Source organism: Achromobacter sp. NFACC18-2 (assembly GCF_900108985.1).
Taxonomy (GTDB): Bacteria; Pseudomonadota; Gammaproteobacteria; order Burkholderiales; family Burkholderiaceae_B; genus Achromobacter.
On record NZ_FNYM01000001.1, the window covers coordinates 127,882 to 146,752 of the forward strand.

The 18,871-nt window shown below is 68.8% G+C and carries 17 protein-coding genes; 9 read left to right on the forward strand and 8 right to left on the reverse strand.

The window, feature by feature from the left end; genetic code table 11:
• From BMW75_RS00630 to BMW75_RS00640, 3 genes are all read left to right on the forward strand, one after another.
• A complete protein-coding gene (locus BMW75_RS00630) occupies window positions 1-309 on the forward strand; it encodes a DUF2160 domain-containing protein (protein ID WP_092575471.1) in 309 nt (102 codons plus the stop codon).
• A 137-nt stretch (window positions 310-446) separates the two neighbouring features.
• Entirely contained in the window at window positions 447-2,177 is a 1,731-nt protein-coding gene (locus BMW75_RS00635; protein ID WP_092575474.1) for an ABC transporter substrate-binding protein, read from the forward strand.
• Between the two features lie 184 nt (window positions 2,178-2,361).
• Entirely contained in the window at window positions 2,362-3,336 is a 975-nt protein-coding gene (locus BMW75_RS00640; protein ID WP_092576239.1) for an alpha/beta hydrolase family protein, read from the forward strand.
• Window positions 3,337-3,351: 15 nt separating this feature from the next.
• Here BMW75_RS00640 and BMW75_RS00645 read toward each other — a convergent pair whose 3' ends face one another.
• Complete coding sequence (locus BMW75_RS00645) at window positions 3,352-4,407, reverse strand: sensor domain-containing diguanylate cyclase (protein ID WP_254791922.1); 1,056 nt, start codon at window positions 4,405-4,407, stop codon at window positions 3,352-3,354.
• Window positions 4,408-4,514: 107 nt separating this feature from the next.
• Window positions 4,515-5,411 carry an NAD(P)/FAD-dependent oxidoreductase gene (locus BMW75_RS00650; protein ID WP_092575480.1) on the reverse strand — a complete coding sequence of 299 codons (897 nt, stop codon included), beginning with the start codon at window positions 5,409-5,411 and terminating at the stop codon, window positions 4,515-4,517.
• A 279-nt stretch (window positions 5,412-5,690) separates the two neighbouring features.
• Here BMW75_RS00650 and BMW75_RS00655 point away from each other — a divergent pair, with 279 nt between their 5' ends.
• The 3 genes from BMW75_RS00655 (at window position 5,691) to BMW75_RS00665 (ending at window position 9,593) form a co-directional block, all read left to right on the forward strand.
• Complete coding sequence (locus BMW75_RS00655; protein ID WP_092575482.1) at window positions 5,691-6,512, forward strand: glucose 1-dehydrogenase; 822 nt, start codon at window positions 5,691-5,693, stop codon at window positions 6,510-6,512.
• Between the two features lie 7 nt (window positions 6,513-6,519).
• Entirely contained in the window at window positions 6,520-8,340 is a 1,821-nt protein-coding gene (locus BMW75_RS00660) for a glycoside hydrolase family 15 protein (RefSeq protein WP_092575485.1), read from the forward strand.
• A gap of 125 nt (window positions 8,341-8,465) precedes the next feature.
• Window positions 8,466-9,593, forward strand: coding sequence for an acyl-CoA dehydrogenase family protein (locus BMW75_RS00665; RefSeq protein WP_092575488.1), 1,128 nt, complete (start codon window positions 8,466-8,468; stop codon window positions 9,591-9,593).
• A gap of 25 nt (window positions 9,594-9,618) precedes the next feature.
• Here BMW75_RS00665 and BMW75_RS00670 read toward each other — a convergent pair whose 3' ends face one another.
• The 5 genes from BMW75_RS00670 to BMW75_RS00690 all read right to left on the reverse strand — a co-directional run bounded on the left by BMW75_RS00670 (window position 9,619) and on the right by BMW75_RS00690 (window position 12,336).
• Complete coding sequence (locus tag BMW75_RS00670; protein WP_092575491.1) at window positions 9,619-10,011, reverse strand: DUF2784 domain-containing protein; 393 nt, start codon at window positions 10,009-10,011, stop codon at window positions 9,619-9,621.
• A 52-nt stretch (window positions 10,012-10,063) separates the two neighbouring features.
• Window positions 10,064-10,639, reverse strand: a complete 576-nt coding sequence (locus BMW75_RS00675; RefSeq protein ID WP_092575494.1) for a restriction endonuclease — start codon at window positions 10,637-10,639, stop codon at window positions 10,064-10,066.
• A gap of 33 nt (window positions 10,640-10,672) precedes the next feature.
• The gene (locus BMW75_RS00680) at window positions 10,673-10,915 is read right to left on the reverse strand and encodes an RNA-binding S4 domain-containing protein (RefSeq protein WP_076521097.1); all 243 of its coding nucleotides are present in this window, start codon (window positions 10,913-10,915) and stop codon (window positions 10,673-10,675) included.
• A 27-nt stretch (window positions 10,916-10,942) separates the two neighbouring features.
• The gene (locus BMW75_RS00685; RefSeq protein WP_254791894.1) at window positions 10,943-11,710 is read right to left on the reverse strand and encodes a DUF502 domain-containing protein; all 768 of its coding nucleotides are present in this window, start codon (window positions 11,708-11,710) and stop codon (window positions 10,943-10,945) included.
• 158 nt (window positions 11,711-11,868) lie between these two features.
• Window positions 11,869-12,336, reverse strand: coding sequence for a winged helix-turn-helix transcriptional regulator (locus BMW75_RS00690; protein WP_092575497.1), 468 nt, complete (start codon window positions 12,334-12,336; stop codon window positions 11,869-11,871).
• Window positions 12,337-12,471: 135 nt separating this feature from the next.
• Here BMW75_RS00690 and BMW75_RS00695 point away from each other — a divergent pair, with 135 nt between their 5' ends.
• The 3 genes from BMW75_RS00695 (at window position 12,472) to BMW75_RS00705 (ending at window position 17,791) form a co-directional block, all read left to right on the forward strand.
• On the forward strand, window positions 12,472-13,773 hold the full coding sequence (locus tag BMW75_RS00695; protein WP_076521094.1) for a D-amino acid dehydrogenase: 1,302 nt from the start codon (window positions 12,472-12,474) through the stop codon (window positions 13,771-13,773).
• A 191-nt stretch (window positions 13,774-13,964) separates the two neighbouring features.
• Window positions 13,965-15,092, forward strand: a complete 1,128-nt coding sequence (locus tag BMW75_RS00700; protein WP_092575500.1) for a metallophosphoesterase family protein — start codon at window positions 13,965-13,967, stop codon at window positions 15,090-15,092.
• On the forward strand, window positions 15,089-17,791 hold the full coding sequence (locus tag BMW75_RS00705; RefSeq protein WP_092575503.1) for an AAA family ATPase: 2,703 nt from the start codon (window positions 15,089-15,091) through the stop codon (window positions 17,789-17,791). The genes BMW75_RS00700 and BMW75_RS00705 overlap by 4 nt, the downstream gene beginning before the upstream one ends.
• On the opposite strand, the gene BMW75_RS00710 is transcribed toward BMW75_RS00705, so the two are convergent.
• Complete coding sequence (locus BMW75_RS00710; RefSeq protein ID WP_254791895.1) at window positions 17,788-18,744, reverse strand: FapA family protein; 957 nt, start codon at window positions 18,742-18,744, stop codon at window positions 17,788-17,790. The genes BMW75_RS00705 and BMW75_RS00710 overlap by 4 nt on opposite strands.
• Window positions 18,745-18,871: the final 127 nt, after the last annotated feature.

Here is an 18,871-nt window from a genome sequence, read left to right on the forward strand (position 1 = left end):
ATGTTCAGCTGGATGGTGTGGACCACCCCGGTCGCCGTGTTTTTCACCTGCATCGTCCTGATGCTGATCGGCATGACGATCTGGGAACTGAAGTCGCCCACGCAGGAGCGCAAGGGGTTCCTGCCCCTGCCCACCACGCGCGGCGACCGCCTGTTCATCGGCCTGATGGCCGCGGCCTGGGTCAATCTGGCATTCCTGGGTCTGGGCCAGAAGGCGATGTCGTGGTTTTCGCTGGACGAGCCGCCATCGGTGTGGATCAGCTTCGTGGTGTCCATGCTGTTGCTGGCGTTCATCATGAAAAAAGGGTGAAAAAGGGGCGAAAAAAGGTGAAAGAGGGGCGCAGACCCCTCGTCCAATTCGGGCAGTCAGAAAGGACTATCGGCCAGCGTCTTCCCCGGCCCGCGGTCCGCAGCACGATAGGGGAAGACTCATCGAGGAGACAGGTCATGAAATTGCGCATGCACGCCATGGCGGCCGCCATCGCCCTGATCGGAACGTCAGGGGCTTGGGCCGGCGAGCCGGAGGCAAAGAAATGGGTCGATTCGGAGTTCCAGCCCTCGTCGCTGTCCAAGGACCAGCAGATGGCCGAAATGAAATGGTTCATCGACGCCGCGGCCAAGCTCAAGGCCAAGGGCGTGAATGAAGTCAGCGTGGTGTCCGAAACCATCACCACGCACGAGTACGAGTCCAAGGTGCTGGCCAAGGCCTTTGCCGACATCACGGGCATCAAGGTCAATCACGACCTCATCCAGGAAGGCGACGTCGTCGAAAAACTGCAGACGTCCATGCAGTCCGGCAAGTCCATCTATGACGGCTGGATCTCCGATTCCGACCTGATCGGCACGCACTATCGCTACGGCGCCATCCTGCCGCTGTCGGACTACATGGCCGGGGCCGGCAAGGAATGGACCAATCCGCAACTGGATCTGAAGGATTTCATCGGCACCAAGTTCACCACGGCGCCGGACGGCAAGCTGTACCAGTTGCCGGACCAGCAGTTCGCCAACGTGTACTGGTTCCGCGCCGACTGGTTCGCCCGCCCGGACCTGAAGGAAAAGTTCAAGGCCAAGTACGGCTATGAACTGGGCGTGCCGACGAACTGGTCCGCCTATGAAGACATTGCCGCGTTCTTCTCCGATGACGTCAAGGAGATCGACGGCAAGCGCGTCTACGGCCATATGGACTACGGCAAGAAGGACCCGTCGCTGGGATGGCGCTTCACCGATGCGTGGCTGTCCATGGCGGGCGCGGCCGACAAGGGCCTGCCCAACGGCATGCCGGTGGACGAATGGGGCATCCGCGTCGCCGACGACAAATGCACGCCGGTCGGCGCGTCGGTATCGCGCGGCGGGGCCACCAACAGCCCGGCCGCGGTGTACGCGCTGACCAAGTACATCGACTGGATGAAGAAATTCGCGCCGCAGCAGGCCATGGGCATGACGTTCTCCGAAGCCGGTCCGGTGCCCGCGCAGGGCCAGATCGCGCAGCAGATCTTCTGGTACACGGCCTTCACGGCTGACATGACCAAGAAGGGCCTGCCTGTCGTGAACGACGACGGCACGCCGAAGTGGCGCATGGCCCCGTCGCCCTACGGCCCTTACTGGAAGGACGGCATGCAGAACGGCTACCAGGACGTGGGCTCGTGGACGTTCTTCAAGTCCACCAATCCGGACAAGATGGCGGCGGCATGGCTGTACGCGCAGTTCGTCACGTCCAAGACGGTGTCGCTCAAGAAGTCGATCACGGGTCTTACCTTCATCCGCGACAGCGACATCAACAGCGAGTTCTTCACCAAGAACGCGGCCAACTACGGCGGCCTGATCGAGTTCTACCGCAGCCCGGCGCGGGTGGCGTGGACCCCGACCGGCACCAACGTGCCGGATTATCCGAAGCTGGCGCAGCTCTGGTGGAAGAACGTGGCCACCGCCGTCACGGGCGAAAAGACCCCGCAGGCGGCCATGGACAACCTGGCCAACGAAATGGATCAGGTCATGGCGCGGCTGGAGCGCGCGGGCATGGCGCAGTGCGCGCCCAAGCTCAATCCCAAGAGCGATCCCGGCAAGTGGCTGTCCGACCAGCACGCGCCGTGGAAGAAACTGGCCAACGAGAAGCCCAAGGGGGAGACGATTCCCTACGAACAGCTGCTGTCGGCCTGGAAGGAAGGGAAGGTGAGGTAACGCGCGCGTCGGCAGGGAACGAACGCCACAGGTTGACTGTGGCGTTTGTTTTGGCGGGTGCGCGGAGGGCGGGCGGATGGCGCGCCTGCGGCGGGGCGCGGCGGCGCACATGTCACAATCACGCTGGCCGCGCGCCGCTGGCCGCTGGCCGCTTCCCCGCCACCTTCCGTTTTCCCGCGCCCGCATGACCTTATTTGCCAAACGCCTGTTGTCCCTGGTTCCTGCCGCCCTGGCGCTGTCCGCCAGCCTGTGCCATGCCGCCGGTTTCCAGCGGCTGAACCTGCCGATGGACCAGAACGGCCCGGGTCTGCAAGGGGCGGTCTGGACGCCCTGCGCCGAGCCGGCGGGCGAGATCAAGATGGGGCGCAGCGTCATCGCGGGCGTGCAGGGTTGCAAGATGCCCGCCGGCCGCTACCCGCTCATCGTCATGTCCCATGGATCGGGCGGCTCATACCTCAGCCACCATGACACCGCGGCGGCGCTGGCCGACGCGGGCTTCGTGGTGGCGGCGATCAACCACGTGGGCGACAACGCGCAGGACCGGTCGCGCCAGGGGTATCTGTCCATCTTCTCGACGCGGCCCCGGGAGATGCGGCGGCTGATCGACTACATGACGGTCGCCTGGCCGGACCGGGCGGGACTGGATGCGGAAAAGATCGGCTTTTTCGGTTTTTCGCGCGGCGGCTACACCGGGCTGGTGCTGGCCGGCGCCGTGCCGGATCTGCGCGCGGGCCTGGCGACCTGCGCCGACTCGCCCTCGCTGCCGATGTGCCGCGACATTGCGGCGGGGAAGGTGCCGCAGCAGCCGTACCCCGCGGATGCGCGCATCAAGGCGGCGGTGATCGCCGATCCGCTCAATGTGTTTCCCGGCGACACGCTCAAGCGCGTGGCCGTGCCGATCCAGCTGTGGGCCTCGGAGAGGGGCGGTGACGGCGTCAGCCCGGCCAGCGTGGAATCGGTGCGCCAGGGCCTGGGCGCCGCGCCGGATTACCAGGTCGCCGCGGGCGCGGGGCATTTCGCGTTCCTGGCGCCGTGCTCGACCGACCAGGCCTCATCGCTGCCCGGGATCTGCCGCGATGGCGAGGGATTCGACCGCCAGGCGTTTCACCGCGACCTGAACGCCCGCATCGTGGGGTTCGTCAAGGCCCAACTGCGATGAACGCCTGACCGCGCCTCAATGGATGGTGCGCGCCGCGCGGCGCGCGTGCTTGATCTCATACATCCGCGCGTCGGCCAGCTGGACGGCGGCCTCGGCGTCCAGTCCGGCGGGGTCCAGCGCCACGACGCCGGCGCTGGCGCCTTCGTAGGCGACCGAGGCTTCGCCCAGCGCATAGCGGCCCAGCGTCGCGGACAGGACGCGTTCTTCCATGGCGCGCGCGGCTTCCTCGGCTTCGGCATGGTGCGTCACGCCGCCCGCATCCGCGTGCTTGCGAGGCAGCGCCGGGCCCGGGCCGATCAGCACGAACTCGTCGCCGCCCAGCCGCCCCAGCATGTCCGACGAGCGCAGCGCCGCGGCAATCCGGCGCGAGACTTCCTGCAGGAAGACGTCGCCGGCCTGGTGTCCATGGGTGTCGTTGATGCCCTTGAATCCGTCCAGGTCGATCACGCCCACCAGCACGCTGCCGTGCTCGCGCACGGCGCGCGCCATCAGGCGGTCCAGCGCTTCGTAGAGCGCGCGGCGGTTGGGCAGGCCCGTCAGCGTATCGGTCAGCGCGTACGACATGAGCCGGACGTTGGCGGCATGCAGCTGCTCGACCAGCATTTCGCGTTCGATGAAGCTGGCGATCACGCTGGAAAAGAGCTTGAGCACCGACTCGGCCTGCGGATCGATGTCGTGGCGCCTGGCGCTGGCCGCGCATAGGGTCCCGTACAGGACGCCGTCCTCGGCGCGCACCGGCGCGCTGACGTAGGTCTGTATGCCAAGCTGCCGCGCCGCGTCGGAATCAGGCCAGCATCGCGCAACGTCGCTGGTGCACATGCGGCCTTCGTCCAGCGCGCGCTTGCAGAGCGTGTCGCCCCACTGCACGGACAGCCCTTCGGGTATCTGCAGCTGGCCCACGTTGCGCGCGTAGCGCACGTGCTGCAGGTCGGCCTGCAGGTCGATCGAGGTCAGGTACGTCGATTCAAGTCCGGTGACGGCGCCCAGCATGTCCAGCAGGGGGCGGGTCAATTGCTCGACCGACTTGGCGGCGGGCAGGGTCGTCGACAGTTCGGCGAGGATGGGATCCAGCACGGCTGCTCCTGGATGCATGGTCGGATGAACTTTCGGCCCGGACTCTGCAAGCAGAGCGGGCCGGCCATCCGGCATTATGCACGCGCGCGGGCCGTGCCAGGGCGCTAGGCCATCACGAGCGAACGGTGCGCGCAGATGCCCGCCATCACGCCCGAGGCGCTGGCCAGCGTGGCGTTGGACATCGGCGTGGCCGCGTCGCCCGCGGCGAAGACGCCCGGCACCGTGGTCTGCTTGAGCTCGTCCACGCGGATCACGGGTCCCAGCGGCCCCTCGTCGAACGCGCACCCGAGTTGCCCGGCGAGCGGGCTGGCCATGTGCGTCCTGCTCGCCACGAAAAGCGCATGGACCGGCACCTGGCGGCCGTCGGCCAGCGCCACGCCGCGCAGCGCGGGCGCTTCGCCCAGCAGGCGCACGACCGGCGTGCGTTCCAGCCGGACGCCGCGCGCGGCCAGGTGCCGCGCTTCCTCCGGCGAGGGCTCGTACTGGCCCTGCGTGAAGTAGGTGGTCGGCCCCCAGTCGGGCAGCAGCAAGGCCTGGTGCGCGGACATCGGATGTGCGGCCAGGACGCCCAGCGGTTCTCCCGCCACTTCATAGCCATGGCAATACGGGCAATGCAGCACCGTCTGGCCCCAGCGTTCCTGCAGGCCGGGCAAGGACGGCAATTCGTCGCGCATGCCCGTGGCCAGGATGAGGCGCGCGCCGCGCACGCGCTGGCCGGCGGCCAGGACAAGCTCGAACCCGCCGTCCACGGGCGCGGCCTGGAGCGCCTCGCCGTCCAGGAATGCGACGGTCGGATACCGGGCAAGCTGCTCGCGGGCGCGCGCCACGATCTCCTGCGGCGGCACGCCGTCCTGCCCGAGGAAGCCGTGGGCGTGCGCGGCGTAGCGGTTGCGGGGGCGCGCGGCGTCGACCAGCAAAACCTGCCGGCGCGCGCGCGCCAGTTGCAGGGCGGCGGAAAGGCCGGCGAAGCTGCCGCCGACGATGATGACGTCGTATTGCATGGATGGTCCTTTCAAGGTGGGGGGTCTCGATACTTTATAAGTTGCATGATAGGCAGGGTTGGCGTTTTACGCAACTTATGATGTTTCATATGCATGCATTGCGCATGTCTTCCGCATATCTGACGCATGTCTTGCCGCGCCCATGCCGCACTTCGGGAACGCCGCTTGCTCGAACGAGCGCCAGCCGCGGGCGGGTTGCGCCGGCCCCCGGGCCAGGACTACCCTGGAACCCTCTACACCGGCGGCCGACCCCAAGAGCCGGCCGCCAAGGAGACTGGCATGCAGCAGACGACTGGGTTACGCGGCCGGGTGGCCGTGGTGACGGGAGCGTCCTCCGGCATCGGACGGGCCACGGCGATCGGCCTGGCGCAGGCGGGGGCGCGGGTGGTGGTGAACCACCGCGCGGGCGGCGATTCCCAGGCCCGCGGCGCGGCGGTGGTGGAAGCGATCCAGCGCGACGGCGGCACGGCGGTGGCCGCGGCGGCCGACATCAGCCGCGAAGCCGACGTCGATCATCTGTTCGCGCAGGCGGTGCAGCACTTCGGCCGGGTGGACATCCTGGTCAACAACGCCGGCGTCGAGCATCCGTCGCCGATCGCCGACATGACGCTGGCCGACTGGCAGCGGGTCATCGACGTGAACCTCACCGGCCATTTCCTTTGCGCCCGCGCGGCAGCCCGGGCCTTCAAGTCGCAGCCGCCGGACCCGGCGCGGCAGAACCTCTCGGTGGGCAACATCCTCTTCATCAGCTCGGTGCATGAAGTGATCCCGTGGGCGTTCCAGGTGAACTACGCGGCGTCCAAGGGCGGCATTTCGCTGCTGATGAAGTCGCTGGCGCAAGAGCTGGCGCCGGACCGCATCCGCGTCAATTCCATCGCGCCCGGCGCCATCCGCACCGCCATCAACCAGCCGGCGTGGGACACGCCGCAAGCCTTGGCCAAGCTGCTGGAACTCATTCCCTATGGCCGGATCGGCGAACCGGAGGACATTGCGCAGGCGGCCGTCTGGCTGGCCGGCGATGCGTCCGATTACGTGACCGGCACGACGCTCTTCGTGGATGGCGGCATGACGCTGTACCCCGAATTCCGCGGCGCGGGCTGAGGCCGGCATGTCCAAACCCCTGGAAGACTACGGGCTCATCGGCAACATGCTGTCCGCCGCGCTGGTGGCGCGCGACGGGTCGATCGACTGGCTGTGCCTGCCGCATTTCGATTCGCCGGCGTGCTTTGCCGCGCTGCTGGGCGACCAGAATCACGGGCGCTGGCTCATCGCGCCGCACGGCAAGGTCCGGGCGACCTCGCGCCGTTACGTGCCCGACACGGCGGTCCTGGAAACGCGCTTCGAGACCCGGACAGGCTCGGTGCTGCTGTACGACTTCATGCCCCTCAGCGACGACGACGAGCGGGCGGACGTCGTGCGCATCGTGCGCGGCGAATCCGGGCACGTGCAGATGGACATGGAGCTCATCCTGCGCTTTAACTACGGCCAGAGCGTGCCCTGGGTCCGGCGGCGGGACTACGGCCTGAATGCCATCGCCGGGCCGGACGCGATCGAGCTGCACACCCCCGTCGAGCTCGAAGGCCACGACATGAAGACAACGGCGCGCTTTTCCGTGCACCCGGGACGCGTCGTGCCGTTCACCCTGTCGTATCACCGCTCGCACCGCACCCCCCGATTCGTGCCGGACCGCGTCGAAAGCATGGACCGCACGGTCTCGTGGTGGCAGGAGTGGTCCAAGCGCTGCCACTGGGAAGGCGCGCTGGACGGACGCCGCGATGCCGTGGTGCGCTCGCTCATCACCCTGAAGCTGCTGACCTTCCACCCGACCGGCGGCATCATCGCGGCGCCGACGACCTCGTTGCCCGAATTGCTGGGCGGCAGCCGCAACTGGGATTACCGCCATTGCTGGCTGCGCGATTCGGCCCTGACGCTGTACGCCTTGCTCAACGCCGGCTATCGCGAAGAGGCGGAGGCCTGGCGCCAATGGCTGCTGCGCGCGGTGGCCGGGCATCCGGACCAGTTGCAGATCATGTACGGCATCGCGGGCGAGCGCTGGCTCCCCGAGCTGGAAATCCCCTGGCTGCCCGGCTATGAGGGCAGCCGGCCGGTGCGCCGGGGCAACGGCGCGGCGGGACAGAGCCAGCTCGACATCTATGGCGAACTCATCGAAACCCTGTATGCCGCCCGCGTGGCGGACCTGGCGCCGCTGGCCGAAGCCTGGCGCCTGCAGAACGTGCTGCTCAAGCCGCTGGAAACGCGCTGGCGCGAACTGGACCACGGCATCTGGGAAGTCAGGGGCGAGCGGCGCGCCTTCACCCATTCCCGGCTGATGTGCTGGGTGGCGTTCGACCGGGCGGTGAAGGCCTGCGAGCGATGGGGCCTGAAAGGCCCGGTGGACGACTGGCGGCGGCTGCGCGAGCGGATCCGCAAGGACATCTGCGACCGCGGTTACGACCGTGCGCGGGGCTGCTTCGTGCAAAGCTACGGTTCGCCGGCGCTGGACGCGAGCCTGCTGCTGATCCCGCAGGTGGGCTTCCTGCCGCCCAACGACCCGCGCGTGGCGGGCACCGTGCACGCCATCGAAAGCGAGCTCATGCATGGCGGGCTGCTGCGCCGCTACTCGGTTGAGCACACCGACGACGGGCTGGAGGGCGAGGAGGGCGTGTTCCTTGCGTGTAGCTTCTGGCTGGCGGACGCCTACGTGATGCTGGGCCGGCTGGGCGATGCGGAAAGGCTGTTCGACCGGCTGCTGTCGCTGCGCAACGATCTGGGCCTGTTGTCGGAAGAGTACGACGTCGTGCGGCGGCGATTGATCGGCAACTTTCCGCAGGGCTTCTCGCACATCGGCCTGGTGAACACCGCCTACAACCTGAGCCGCGCCATGGGGCCCGCGCAACAGCGGGCCGAGCAGGCCGCGCCGCGCGCGTAGCCGGATCCGGGCCGGTGTATTCTGGCAATCGGGCGGCCCGGTCCGTTCATCGCCGCCCGCACACAACATCGAGAGACCGCCGCGGCGCCCGCCGCGCGCCGGCCCCTGCACCAGGAGAGACAAGCATGCTTTTGACCGATGAACAGCAAAGCGTCCAGGAGATGGCGCGCCGGTTCGCGCAGGAGCGCCTCGCGCCCAATGCCGAGCGCTGGGATCGCGAGCACCACTATCCGGCCGACGCCATCGCCGAGATGGCGCAACTGGGCTTTTTCGGCATGCTGGTGCCCGAGGCGTGGGACGGCAACGACAGCGGCTACCTCGCGTACGCGGTGGCGCTGGAAGAGATCGCCGCGGGCAGCGGCGCCTGCTCCACCATCATGAGCGTGCACAACTCGGTGGGCTGCATGCCCATCCTGAAATTCGGCAATGACGCGCAGAAGGCGCAGTTCCTGCGCCCGCTGGCGCGGGGCGAGCATATCGGCGCATTTGCCCTGACCGAGCCGCAGGCGGGCTCGGACGCCAGCAGCCTGCACACCCGCGCCCGGCGCGACGGCGACGACTACATCCTCAATGGCGCCAAGCAGTTCATCACCTCCGGGCGCAACGGGCAGACGGTGATCGTCTTCGCGGTGACCGATCCCGACGCGGGCAAGCGCGGCATTTCCGCCTTCATCGTGCCTACCGATACCCCGGGCTACAAGGTGCTGCGGGTCGAGGACAAGCTGGGCCAGCATGCGTCCGACACCTGCCAGATCGCGTTCGAAGACATGCGAATTCCCGCCGCCTGGCGCCTGGGCGAAGAGGGCGAGGGCTACAAGATCGCGCTTTCCAACCTGGAGGGCGGGCGCATCGGCATCGCCGCGCAATCGGTGGGCATGGCGCGCGCCGCCTTCGAGTGCGCGCGCGACTACGCCCGCGACCGCCAGGCCTTCGGCAAGCCCATCATCGAGCACCAGGCGGTGTCGTTCAGGCTGGCGGACATGGCCACGCAGATCCATGCTGCGCGCCAGATGGTGTTGCATGCCGCCGCCCTGCGCGAAGCCGGCCGGCCCGCGCTGACGGAAGCTTCCATGGCCAAGCTGTTTGCCTCGGAGATGGCCGAGAAGGTCTGCTCGGCGGCGATCCAGACCCTGGGCGGCTATGGCTACCTGAAGGATTTCCCGGTTGAGCGCATTTACCGGGACGTGCGCGTCTGCCAGATCTATGAAGGCACCAGCGACATCCAGCGCCTGGTGATCGCGCGCAACCTGTAGGCAGGTCCGGGCGGCTCGGCGGGCGCTACCTGCGCGCCGCGGCCGCCGCGTGCCGGGCGCCGGCCCGCCGGCGGGCCCACACGGCGTACACCACGATATTGCCCACGATCAGCAACGCGGCCAGCAGCATCTGCGTGGTCCGGGTGATGCCCTCGGGGTAGATGATGCCCAGCACGTAGTGCTCGATGAAGCCGCCCGCATAGCCTTCCTGTCCCGCCCGTTCGCGCAGCGACACTTCCAGCGGCGTCAGCGGACAGATCCAGCCCATGCCGATCACCAGCGCGCCCCAGGCCAGCGCCGGCAGATGCCAATAGGCGGCCCGCGGCTTCCACAGGGCCAGCAGGCCGCCGAACACCACGAATGCGACAAAGAGGCCATGCACGACCAGCACCAGGTCGGCAAGGATGCGATAGATCATCGGAGAAAACGCCCAGGGTTCGGTGAGGGAGATCCAGGCCCCGGCCGGGCCGTCAGGTTTTCAGGTCCCGCAGGAGCTTGGTGAGTTCGGGCGCCGTCATCAGCGACACGCCCTGGGCCTTGGCATATTGCCGGGCATTGTCGGACACGTCGCCCAGCGCGATGTAGATGGCTTCGCGGGCGCCGCGCCGCTCGCGCACGGCCTGCAGCTCGCGCAGCGGTTCCACGCCATGCCTGGCGGCTTTCCAGCGCTTGGCGCCGACGATGGCCACATGGCCGTCCTTGCTCAGCGCGAAATCGGCGCCGGGCGCCTGGATGCGCTCGACCTCGCAGCCATCGCGCCGGAATCCCGCTTCGATGACCCGCGAAAACTCCGCCCACGACATCGCGGCGACGGCCTGGGTCACGGCCTGCACGCGGGCGCCGGACGGCGCGCGCAACTGCTTGTAGGCCGCCATGATGGCGATCACGGCGAACGGCACGGCGGCGAAGACGCCCATGGCGGCGTACTCCAGCGGCAACGCGGCAAAGCCGCCCGCGCTCAGCAGCACGGCCACGCCGGCGGCCATCCACCACGGCGAGCGCAGCAGCACGGCGAAGATGGAGTTCTGGGACATCTTGAGTTTCATGGCGGCTCGCGGCGTGTCAGGTTCAACGGGAAATCAGGCTTGGCCGCCGGCGTCGGGCGCGCGCACCACGATGCGCACGTCGCCGCAGGTCACGATCTGGCCGTCGCGGATCTTGGCCGTCTTGCGCGTTTCGACCTCGCCGCCAACGCGGACCTGGCCGTCGGCCACGAGCATCTTGCCCGCGCCGCCGCTGTCGCAAACGCCCGTGGCCTTCAGGAGCTGGTTGATTTCAATATAGGGGCTGCCGGCGGCAAGCGTGAATTCGATGATGCGCATACTGGGTGAATCCGTGGGGGCGAGGGGTCAAACGGGACCGCTGCCCGGGGCGCCGGGGTTGGCGGGGTTGGCGGAACTGGCCGGATTGGCGACATTGGCGGCATTGGCCGCGCTGGCCGCATTGGCTGCATTGGCCGGATGGGCGGCCTCGGCCGGCGGCTGGGCGGCGGGCTCCGGCGGTCCGGCGGGCGGCACCGGACGGCCGTTGCCGGTTTCGGAGCGCGCCATCCAGGCGATCAAGGACGAGCGCATGGCTTCCTCGACCGACATCTCGATGGGCTGCACCCACTCTTGCGGCACGAAGACCGTATAGCCGCCGATCATGTAGCCCATGGGCAGGTAGACCGCGACGCGCTCGCCCTGCGTGAAGCCTTCGGGCAGGCCGTCCATGCCGCGCCGGGTCACCAGGCCCACCAGTTCGAGCTGCTGGCCCGGAATACGCAGGATGACGACCTGTTGGGCGGTGTTCTTGGAACTTGGCGAAAAGTAGTCGGCAAAGCTCTTGAGCGACGAATAGATGCTCTTGACCACCGGCAGGTTGGTAAAGGGCATTTCCACCAGAGTCAGGAAGCGCTGCACGCGCTCCTTGGAGACGAGGTAGCCGATGGCCAGGATCCCCAGGATGCCCAGCAGCAATCCCATGCCCGGCACATAGAAGCCGCCGATGAACGGGCGCAGGAAGGTCAGCGCGACGCCTTCGGTCCAGGCCAGGAAGAGATACAGCAGGTAGATCGTCAGCGCCAGCGGCAGGACGGTGATCAGGCCACGGAAAAAGTATTTATAGAGGCGAGTCATAGGCAAGAGCAAAAAATGGGGGCGGACGAATGTGATGGCGCGCCGGAGGGCCGCAGCATAGCAGCCGTCGCAGGATTTTCCGGTAACAAGACCGGCCGGACCAGGCCCGGCCCGGGTCATGTTTTATGGGACATGTCTTCTTTTAGTGTGAACCGGCCCTAGCGGTCCACCGGCAGGAACAGCGTCTCCTTGATCTCCTCCATGACGACATAGCTGCGCGATTCGGCGGACGCGGGCAGACGCTTGAGGATTTCACCCAGGAGGCGGCGGTATTCATTCATTTCGGTCAGGCGCGCTTTGACCAGGTAGTCGAAATCGCCCGACACCAGGTGGCACTCCATGACCTCGGGCACATACAGCAGCTCTTTCTTGACCTTGTCGAACACGTCGCCCGACTTGGCCGACAGCTTGATTTCCAGGAACACCAGCAGGTTCTTGCCCAGCGCCGACGGATTGACGCGCGCATGGTAACCCGTGATGACGCCTTCGCGTTCCATGCGCTTGACGCGGTCGGAGCAGGGGGTGGCGGACAGGTTCACGCGCTCGGCCAGATCGGTGACCGAAATGCGGCCTTCGCGCTGCAGGATATCCAGGATTTTGAGGTCGATTCGGTCGAGTTCGCGCATTTCACTTTTGCCGGTCAGAAAACCCGATCTTGCCGAGAAAAAGCCCTGGCAAAACAAAATCTTCAGTGCTTTTCACTGCTTAGGGGCTCATAGACTACCGAAATTCCCGTACAAAACCAAACACTGGAAAGCATCATGCATGTGATCGTCCTTGGCAGCGGCGTCATCGGCACCACCACCGCCTACTATCTGGCCCGTCAGGGCGCTAAAGTGACCGTGCTGGACCGCCAGCCCGCCGCGGCGCAGGAAACCAGCTACGCGAACGCCGGGCAGGTGTCGCCCGGCTATTCGACCCCCTGGGCCGCGCCCGGCATCCCGCTCAAGGCCTTCAAGTGGCTGTTCCAGAAGCATGCGCCGCTGGCGATCCGCCTGGACGGCAGCCTGTACCAATTGAAGTGGATGGCGGCCATGCTGGCCAACTGCTCGGCCGACCGCTACGCCGTCAACAAGGAGCGCATGCTGCGCCTGGCCGAGTACAGCCGCGACTGCCTGCGCGAATTGCGCGCTTCCACCGGCATCCACTATGAAGAGCGCACGCGCGGCACGCTGCAGCTGTTTCGCACCGACGCCCAGATGGAAGCCGCCCGCCGCGACATCGCTGTGCTGGAAGAAGTGGGCGTCCCCTACGAACTGCTGGACCGCCACCGCCTCGTGACGGCGGAGCCCGCGCTGGCCAATTCGGTCCACAAGCTCTCCGGCGGCCTGCGGCTGCCCAACGACGAGACCGGCGACTGCCAGCTCTTTACCCGCCGGCTGGCCGACATGGCCGCCGCCCTGGGCGTGGAATTCCGCTTCGGCCAGGCCGTCGCGGGCCTGGACACGGCGGGCGGCCAGATCGCCGGCGTGCGCGTCGGCAACGAGGTCCTGACCGCCGACCGGTACGTGGCGGCCTTCGGCAGCTACACGCGCGGGTTCCTGGAGCCCCTGGGGCTGGACCTGCCGGTGTACCCGGTCAAGGGCTATTCGCTGACCATCCCCATGAAAAACGAAGCCGCCGCGCCGGTGTCCACCATCCTGGACGAAACCTACAAGATCGCGGTCACGCGCTTTGACAAGCGGATCCGCGTAGGCGGCATGGCGGAACTGTCCGGTTTCGACCTGCGGCTCAAGGACGCCCGCCGCAAGACGCTGGAACTGGTGGTGAACGACCTGTTCCCCGGCAGCGGGCACGTGGCCCAAGCCGAATTCTGGACCGGCCTGCGCCCCATGACGCCGGACAGCACGCCGGTCGTCGGCCCCACGCGCTACGGCAACCTCTATCTGAATACCGGTCATGGCACGCTGGGCTGGACCATGGCGTGCGGGTCCGGCAAGCTGGTGGCTGACCTGGTGATGGGCCAGCGGCCCGCGATCAGCACCGACGGCCTCGGGTTGTCGCGCTACGACCGCAAGGCCGCGTCCAGCCAGCCGCTCGTGCTGGGCGGCAAGGGCGCCTGACGCCCCGGCACCGTCCGCTCCGTCGCTCCGGGACGGTCCACCCCGTCGCTACGGGACGGTTCAACCCATTCGCGCCGCGGGCGCGAACGCAAATGCCCACGGGCCGCGCCAACGCGGCCCGTTGCTTTTGGGTGGACAAATGCGCGCGGGCTGCGGCGGGAGCGTCCGTTTCTTTGTGCCAAAATCGCCGCATGACCCATTTCCTGCACACTGCCGACTGGCAGATCGGCCGACAGTACGGCCAGTTCGAAACCGACGATGCCGCCATGCTGGCCGAGGCCCGCTTCGACGTCGTCGCCCGCATCGCCGCCCTGGCCGCCGAGCGCCGCGTGGACGCGGTGCTGGTCGCCGGAGACGTCTTCGACACGCAAGGCGTGTCGGACCGCACGATCCGGCGTCTCTTTGCCGCCATGGCGGGCTACGCCGGGCCATGGGTAATGATCGCCGGCAACCACGACGCGGCGCTGGCGGACAGCGTCTGGAGCCGCGCCATGCAGCTGGGCTGCATCCCCGCGAATGTCCACGTTCCGCTCGCCACAGGCGTGGTGGATCTGCCGGATGCCAATCTGGCCGTCCTTGCCGCGCCGCTCACGCAGCGCCACACCTACGACGACGTCACCCAGGCGTTCGACGCGCTGGCGTCCGCGCCCGGCCGCTCGCGCGTGGGCCTGGCGCACGGCAGCGTCGCAGGCCGCCTGCCCGACACGGTCGATGCCACCAACCCCATTGCACCGGACCGCGCGGCGCGCGCCCGGCTGGACTATCTGGCGCTGGGCGATTGGCACGGCTGCCTGGCCATCGACGAGCGCACCTGGTATGCCGGCACGCCCGAACAGGACCGCTTTCGTGGCAACGAGCCCGGCTACGTGCTGGACGTGCGCATCGCCGAGGCTGGCGCCGTGCCCGTGGTCGAGCGCATCGCCACCGGCAAGTACCGCTGGTCCGCCTGGACCGAAACCCTCAGCCTGCCCACCGATGCCCAGGCGCTGGCCGAACGCATGGCCGCGCTGCGGCCCGAAGACGTCCTGCGCCTGGACGTGCAGGGCCACGTCAACCTGGAAACCTGGGACGCGCTGCAACAGGCGGTGGACCAGGCCGCCGCGCAGGTGAGGGCGTTGCTGCCCGACCTGTCGGGCCTGCGCCTGGAGCCCGACGAGGCCGACCTGGCGGAGCTGCGCGCCAGCGGTTACGTGGGCGAGGTCGCCGCCCAGTTGCAGGCATTGCAGGCGGACGAGGAGCAATCCGCCGTGGCCGGCGAGGCGTTGCGGCTGTTGCTGCGGTTCCAGCGCGAGACGCTTGCGCCGGGAGCCGCAAAATGAAACTGTCGCGCATCTTCCTCGAAGAATTCCGCAAGTTCCGCCAGCCGCTGTCCCTGGAAGGGCTGCAGGACGGCCTGAACCTGTTCGTCGGTCCCAACGAGGCGGGCAAGAGCACCGTGGCCGCCGCCATCCGGGCCGCGTTTCTTGAACGCTACAGCACCAGCAAGGTCGCCGACCTGGCGCCGCGCGGCGAGTCGGGCGCGCGCCCCACCGTCGAACTGGCCTTCACCCACGCGGATCACGCGTACGTGCTGAAGAAGCAGTTCCTGTCGCGGGCCCGCTGTGAACTCGTCATCGACGACGGCGCGCAGCGGCTGGACGGCGAAGAAGCCGAGAACGCGCTGGCCGCCTTGCTCGGCTTCGAACTGCCCGGACGCGGCCAGAGCAAACCGGACCTGGCCGGCGTTCCGGGCTTGCTCTGGATACGCCAGGGCGACGGCCAGAACCTCCAGGAGGCCGCCAGCCACGCGGGCGCGCATCTGCGCGACGCCTTGACCCAACTGTCCGGCGAGCTGGCCTCCGGCGACGGCGACCGCCTGTTCGAGCGCGTGTCCGCGGAGCGCGCCGCGCTGCTGGATGCGCGCAACGGCCGTCCCAAGGGCAGTTACAAAGAGGCCGAAGACGCCTTCGTCCGCGCCGCCGCCGAACGCGACGAGTGCGAGCAGGCCATGGCCCAGCTCAATGCGGACGTCGACCGCTTGGCCGTGCTGCGGCGCGAGCACGAAAGCGCGCAGGCGACGCAGCCCTGGAAGGACTTCGAGGCCAAGGCCGCCCAGGCTCGCGCGCGCCTGGCGGCGCTGGCCAAGGAGCGCGAGGCGTTCGAAAGCCTGCAGCGCGAGCAGTCCCAGGCCGCCCAGACGCTCGCCCTGTTGCAGGACCAGGTCCGGCGCGACCAACAGGACGACACCGACTATCAGGCGCTGCTGCGCGACGCGCGCGCCGCCCGCGCCCATGTGCAGGCCGCGCAGGAGCCGTTGGCCCGCGCGCAGCAGCAGCGCCAGGCCCGTGCCGCGGCGCTCGAGTCCGCCCGTCGGCGCGTGACGCAGTTGCAGGCCCTGGCCGACCGCCGCGACCTGGACCGCCAACTGGCCCAGCTCAGTCCCGAGATCGAACGCCTGGACGGCGCCCTGAACGCGGTGGCGCAGTTGATCGCCGAGGGGTCGGCCCTGAAGGCCGAGGCGGTCCGCCTTGAGATGTCGGACGCCGAGATCGAGGCGCTGCGCAAGGCGGGGCGCGAGGTCGGCAACCTGCAGTTGCAGCAGCAGTCCGTCGCCACGCGCCTGCGCTATCGGCTCGATGCCGGCCGCCAGGCCCTGCTGGATGGCAAGCCGGTCGACGGTGCCGGCGAGGTCCTCATCACCGCCGCCGCCGAGCTGGATCTCCCGGGCGTGGGCCGGTTCCAGATCGAGCCCGGGGGCCAGGACCTGCCAGCCCTGCAGCGCGATCTGGCGCGCGCCGAGGCCGCCTTCGCCGCCTTGCTCAAACGCGCGGACGTCGAAACCCTGGCCGAAGCGGAACAGCGCCACGCGCGCTATGGCGCCTTGCAACGGGAACTGGACGCCATGCGCAAGACCCTGGCCATCCACGCGCCACGGGGCGTGGATGCGCTGCGGACCCAACGCGACGAGGCGCTGGCCCGCAGGTCGCAATTGCAGGAGCGCCTGTCCAAGCTGCCGGCGGCCGGCGATCTGGTGGCCGGCGAACTGGCGGAAGGCGAACCGGCGGCAAGCGACCCGGCGGCCGGCGTCCCGTCGGCGGACTCGGACACGCCCGACGACGATCTGCCCGCCGCCGTCCAGGCGCTGCGCGAAGCCGAGGCCGTGGCGGTCCAGGCGGAGCAGGCGCTCGTCGATGCGCAGCGCGCCCTTGACGCGGACGCGGCCCGCGCCCATGTGCTGGAAGGGCAGGCGCAGGCGCGCGGCGCGGAATTGCAGTCGCCCGAGCGGGCCGCGCAGCGGCAGGCCCGCGCCGGACGCCTTGCCGAAGTGCGCAGCGGCCACGACCAGCTCGAACAGCGGGTGCGCGCCGCCCAGGCGGCGCTGGCCGAACACCGGCCGGACCTTGCCGAACAGGACATGCAACGCTTCGAGAAATCCGCAGCCATCGAGCGCGAGGCGCAACTCAAGCGCCACGGCGAGATCCTCCAATTGCAGGGCAAGCTGGATCAGGCCGGCGCGCAGGGGCTGGGCGAACGCCTCTCCGAAGCGCAGTCGGCGTGCGAGCGCCTGCAACGGCGCCGGGACGAATTCGCGCGGCGCGCGGCCGCCCTGGATCTGCTGCAAAAGCTGCTGGCCGACAAACGCGCCGCGGCCACGCAGCGCCTGCAGGCGCCGCTGGCCCGCCGGCTGAATCACTACCTGGCGCTATTGTTTCCGGACGCGGCGCTGCGCCTGGACGACGCGCTCCTGCCCACGGCGCTGCGCCGCGGCAACGGCGAAGACCTGCTCGACGCGTTGAGCTTCGGCACGCGCGAACAACTGGGCATCCTGGCGCGCTTTGCCTATGCGGACCTGCTGCGCGAGGCGGGCCGGCCCACCTTGCTGCTGCTGGACGACGCGCTGGTGCACACCGACGACGCGCGGCGCGACTTCATGAAGCGCGCGCTGTTCGACGCCGCAACGCGGCACCAGATCCTCATGTTCACCTGCCACGGCGAGGCGTGGCGCGACATGGGCGTGGAGCAGCGCAGGATCGGCTAGCGCGCGGGCCCGGCGCTGCGCCCCGCGCCCACGTCCAGCCAACCGCTCCAGGGCTGGCCGTCCGGCGCGCTGCCTGCGCGGCCCGTGTCGTCGGCCCCCGCCCAGTGCCCGCTCACGAGCTGGGACGGCCGCGTTTGCGCGACCACGCGCGCGCACACGTCCCAGGCGTCCAGCCGCACGCTCAGGCCGGCGTACACGCCATGGCCCGAGCCGGCCTGGATGACTCCGGCGGCCTGCACGCCTTCGCCTGCCCGGATGGCGCCCTCGGCGCGGATGTCGTCGCCCGCGATCAGGCCCCAGCCGCAGGCGAGATGGTCGCCGCACTCGATTGCCCCGCCCGCCTGGATGCCGCAGGCGGCATGGATTTCCTTCTCGGCGCGCACCGCGCCGCCGGCCTTGATGCCTTGCCCGCACTTGATGGCGCCTTGCGTGGCGATGTCCTGGCCCGCGTGCAGGTGGCCCGTCACGGCCAGGTCCTGTCCGGCGCAGATGTCCCATTTGGCGCGCACGTTGCCGCCGCAGTCCAGGCGCGTGGCGGTCTCGATGCCCCAATCGGCGGCCACGTCGCCGCCCGCGCGCAGGTTGCCGCCGCTGGCGATGTTGCCGCCGGCCGCGATGTTCTCGCCGGCGACGATCGATTCGCCCGCTCGGATCCCGCCGCCCGTGACGATGCTGCGGCCCGCGCGCACCACCGTGTCCACGCTGATGCCCATGCGCACTTCCAGCGTGCCGGCGAACACGATGGCGTTGGCATCCAGGCTGTCCAGCCGCAGCACCGCATCGGTGGGGCCGAACTGGTCCAGCAGCCAGCAGGCGTCGCCGACACGGCCATCGGCGACCAGGGCATCGAGCACGGCCTGGTAGTCCCCCTGGCCGTTGTGGTCGCGGATAAACCATTTGTAGCCACCCGCGCAGGGGTTCTTGGCTTTGACGAATTTCTTGGTGAGTTGCATGGCGCTTGAACGAAAACGGTGCGTGGCCGCCCGCGAGCCGTTGTGGGCTGGCGCAGGCGAAGGGGAATGCGGGCGCCCGCCACGCGGCAGTGCGCCCGCCGGCCGGGTGCGGGCTGCAAGGCGCGTG